2 protein-coding genes are annotated in these 4,694 nt (G+C 68.2%); both read right to left on the bottom strand.

The annotated features are described in order from the left end of the window. Positions 1-3,056: glycosyl hydrolase (locus ACFW2E_RS41725; RefSeq protein WP_384475842.1), on the bottom strand; the 3,056-nt coding region annotated here is incomplete at its 3' end. Positions 3,057-3,597: 541 nt separating this feature from the next. Then, positions 3,598-4,694: ATP-binding protein (locus tag ACFW2E_RS41730; protein ID WP_384475845.1), on the bottom strand; the 1,097-nt coding region annotated here is incomplete at its 5' end.

Here is a 4,694-nt window from a genome sequence, read left to right on the forward strand (position 1 = left end):
ACGCTGCCGGCGGTCCCGGCCGTGCCCGTCAACGCCCCGTCATCGCTCAGGTTCAACGTAGGTGTGGAAGACCCTGTGCCACCAGTCGGACTCGGAGTCGGTGTCGGGGTCGGGGTCGGGGTGGAATCTCCGTCGGAGGCTGTGTAGGGCAGTTGGATGGTCGACCGGTTTCCGGTGCTGAGGGTGCTGGGGGCGTTGCCCAGGGCGTTCCAGACCTTCACCTGTACGGTTCCGTTTTTGAGGTCGCAGGGTGTGCCGCTCGCGGAGGTCGGTCCGGCTGTGTCGGTGTAGTGCTCCCAGCCGGTGACGGGGTCGGTGGCGAAGTAGTGGTAGGTCTCCACTCGGTTCCATGTTCCGTTGCCGGTGCAGTCGTACGACACCTGTGCCTGGACTCCGTTGCCGACGGCGTCTTTGGCGTCGACGGCGATGTCGAACCGGGTTTTCCCGTCGGTGTACTTCAGGTCGAGTCCGGAGGCGGTGAAGGTGAGCGGCTTGTAGGGGCTGCCGTCGTGGTTGGTGCCGTCGGCCGAGGGCACGGTCACGCTGCCGGCGGTCCCGGCCGTGCCCGTCAACGCCCCGTCATCGCTCAGGTACAACGTGGGCGAGGAAGACCCTGTGCCACCAGTCGGACTCGGAGTCGGCGTTGGCGTCGGGGTGGGGCCCGTGCCCCCGGGCGCGCTGCCGCCGCTCCAGGTGTGGGCGCCGGCCGTGACCGTTTTGCCGGCGGGCACCGGGACGGTGGTCCCGTCGGAGAAGTGCACCGTGGTGGCGGTGGCGGTGGTGTTGGCGGCGACGTAGGTGCGTTCGCCGTTCTTGACGAAGACCGCGGTCAGGGGGCTGTCGGCGGTGACGGTGCCGTCCACGGTGCCGAGTGCGGCGAGGTCGCGGATCCAGTGGAAGGTGTGTGCCTTGCTCTCGCCCTCTTCGGAAGTGAAGGAGTTGTTGGCGCGGAAGTCGGCCAGGGCCGCGTCGCCGTCACCCAGGGCCAGGTACTCGTACCAGATGTCGGTCCAGATGCCGGGCTGGGTCTTGCCGGCCTGGTCGAGCATCTCCCGGTAGTTGGCTCTGACGTAGGCCGGGTCGTCACCCAGGTAGAGGTGGCCGCCGGTCACCGGCAGCAGGTTGATGCCCTGGATCTGTTCGGGGGCGCTGGAGAACCAGGTGGAGTAGGCGCCTCCGTTGCTCCAGACCATGCCGACCTCCTTGTGCGGGAAGTCGCTCGGGTAGACCTGGTGGTGGATGTCGAACCAGTAGTCCTCGATGGCGGCTGCCTGGGTGGTGTACATGTAGATTCCGGCGTCCCGAACTGCCTTGTTCCCGGTGGCGGTGCCCCACTGGATGAGTGCGTTGTCGAAGTTCATCCCCTCGGAGGAGGACTCCTGGTTGTTGCCCGCGGCGAACGAGCCGTGGCCGGAGGCCCAGTCGTGACCGTCGTAGATGTCGAAGTCCCGCAGGTAGGGGAAGCGTTTGTCGGTGCGGTCGTAGTTGTCGGCGTCCCGGATGAGCAGGTCGACCATGCCGCCGTAGTGGTCGGCGTCGGCCCAGGTCGGGTCGAACCTGGCGAGGGTCGCGGCCGCGGCGATGTAGTAGCCGTAGTGGAAGTGGTGGTCGTTCAGTTCCTGATCGGACCCGTAGGACGCCGGATAGCCGATCAGGGTGCCCCACTTGCCGTCGTAGTAGAAGAGGTGGCCCGTCTTGCCCGGCGAGGCGGTGAACCAGTCCGTGAGTTTGGACTTGATCGCGGACAGGGCGGCATCGCGCACCTCCGTGTTGCCGGTCTGGTCGGCGATTTCCGCCAGGCGCGCGGCGCGTCCGAGCCCCTTCCCGGTCCAGTAGGTGTCGTCGTTCTGCTGGCGGGTCGGGTCGGCCTTCTCGGCGTTGAGGTACTCCTGCAGTGTTGCGGCGTCCGCGCCGGAGCTGTCGGCGACCGCCGGTATCTCGGGCAGCACCCCGTGGAAGACCATCGATGTCGTGAAGGACGTGATGCCGGTGAGCACCTTGAGCGGGCCGCGGGCTGAGCTGTACTTCTCCGGCAGTGGGGTGCCGTCGGCCAGGTGGCGCCACTGGTGCGGCAGCAGGGCCGCGACCGTCCCCGTTGCCGAACCTTCGAGGGCGGTGGTGGTGTAGCGGTACGTGGTGGTGACGGTGCTGTCCGACTCGTCGTACCGGTAGGACACGGTCGTGCCGGTGACGTGATCGTGGGCGTACTTGGCGTACTCGGTCGCGAGTGCGGCACGGTCATCGGCCGGGGTGGACTGCGTGGTGGGCAGTACGGCGATGGAGAAGTAGTCCTTGCCCGCGAGCGAGGAGGTGAAGGTGGAGCCGTTGACCGACCAGGTGGCGCCGGTGGGGGCGAAGGCGACGTAGTCGTGTCCGTTGACCGTGTAGCCGATCATCGAGCCGGAGTGGGACCAGATGTCCACTGTGGCGTCGGAGGCGGCCTTGATCTGCGCATCACCGCCCGTCGCGCGGAAGTAGGCGAACGGCAGGCCGGAGCCTATGGTCGCCCGCAGGGTGTGCGTGCCGTCGCTGAGGTAGGGGCTGACGGTCCAGTCGCTCCAGTCGTCGACCTTCACCTCGGGAGCGGCCAGACCGGAGACACCGGCGACGAAGTCCTCCTGATAGGTGAAGTGGTACTCGCCCACGCCCTTGCTGCTGCCGGAGATCGTCGGCTTGGTGCTGTAGGAGACACCCAGCCCGCCCGACTGGGCCCGGAAACCGAGCGGTTGCGCGAACAGTGGCTCGCCGTAGGCGCAGTTGGTGCGCTTCCACAGGATCGATGACCACCAGTCGTTGGTGGGGACGGCGCCCGACGGGGCGTTGGCCGTCACCCAGTGACGTGGGTTGGTGGACAGGTCCGCGCACCCCGAGGGCAGTGGGCCGGGGGCCGTGGTGGTGTAACTTCCGGCACCCACCGTGTTGGCACCGGCCGCCGCGGAGTTGAGCAGCGTGAGGACCGCGCTGAGGAGGGCGGCGACCGCCACGAACACGGTCGCTCGCCGCCAGGGCACGGACCACGGCGCCGCCGGTAATGGCTGAGCACTGTCTCTTGACATTGGGGCACCCTTCAGCAGGAGGCGAGGCGTATGCACGACTGAACCCGCCGGGTTTCGACGGGGTGTTTGACTGATTGATCAGGTGGACTTTCGGATCCCAGGTCGAAGTAGCAGAGAGCTCGGGCTCTTCCCCGTTTGAGAGCGCTCTCAAGCAGGGAAGGCTAGGCACGCCTCGAGGTGTCGTCAATACAATGCGCGGTAATCGTTCAACCGACCATCATCGAGCGGTCTGTTCGTGGATGACGTCGGTGTCCTGTTCGATGGTGGCGCTCGTGGCCGAGGTGTTGCTGACCTGCGGACGGGTGGCGGACGGTGCGCGGTCGGCGCGGACCTTCAGACGCGAGCCGGGCGCGCTTGCGCGCGTTGGACGAGGGCCTCCTGCAACAGGCGCAACACCGCCGGGCGATGGATGGCGGGGACCATTTCGAAACCGCCGGCCCCGGCGCCGCACTGACGGCGGGATTGTGTAGGGATTGGTGTAGTGGCCGGGGCCTGCGTCGAAGGCGGCGGTGCAGGCGCAGCGAGGCACCCACCCGGCGGGCTACCTCCGGTCGTACAGCCGGTCGAGGTCAACGAGTATCACCTGTTCCCGGGCTTCGGCGGCGCGCAGTGCGGGGCTGAAGCCGGCGCCGCTGTAGCAAACAGGCCGGGTGCTGGTGGTGTCCTCGCCGCGATCGGCGAGGATGTCGAGGAGACCGCGGAGCCGTTCCAGATGGTCCAGGTCCATGACCTCGTCCCACCGGGCCAGGCCGACGGACAGCAGGGAGCCGTTGCGTACGCCGCGGTGACCGCGTACGACCACTTCCGCCGCCACGTCCGTGCCGCCGGGGTGTGCGGGGTCGGCCACTGACCCGTGAGCCGCCGACCTGGGACGGGCCTGAAAGGTGTCCGGGTCGGCGAAGTGGAGGGCCCAGTCGCGGCAGATCTGAGCGAAGTGGGACCGGGTCAGCAGGGAGTCGAAGTCCAGGCGGGCATGCTTCCAGACCGCGACGGCGTCCTGCTGTGCCAGGGCGGACCGGTGAGGCCGTATGACCGCATGCTCGAAGGCCAGCAGGGGCTCGGCGACGCGTAGTCTGATGAGACTGGGCCGGAAGGCGTCGGGCTCGCCGTGCAGCAGGCCGTGTTCCCGCAGCAGCCCGAGGCAGCGCGCGGTGTCGGTCAGGGGAGCGCCGAGGCAGTCCGCGACCTGGCCCTGGGTCGAGCAACCCGTGGCCACGGCGGACAGGGCGGAGTGGCACAGGGCGCGGTCTTTGTGGTCGATGTCCTCCTGCAGCAGGTGGTACGCCTCTCGGTAGAGGGGCTTACCGGAGCTGAGTACGGTTCTGGACACCCAGGCGTCGAAGTCCTCCCGTCCTGTAGGGGTGTCGTCTTGGACGTAGTCGTGCCGGTACGCCGGCGTGCCGCCGACGACGGCGTGGACGTGCAGGGCGAGCATGGGGTCGTCGATGCCCCAGAAGCGAGCCGCCTGCCGGTAGTCGAACGGAGACAGCGTGAGGTGTAGATCGCTCAGTTCGTGCAGCGGGGAGGCTGTGCTGAACAGCCGGTGCATCAGTGGCAGGGAACTGCCGCTCAGCAGGAGGCGTGCCTGGCCGGGGCGTCCGCCGTCGTGGCGCCGGTAGGCGCTGTGCAGGATGGAGG

Source organism: Streptomyces sp. NPDC058964 (assembly GCF_042741275.1).
Lineage (GTDB): Bacteria > Actinomycetota > Actinomycetes > Streptomycetales > Streptomycetaceae > Streptomyces.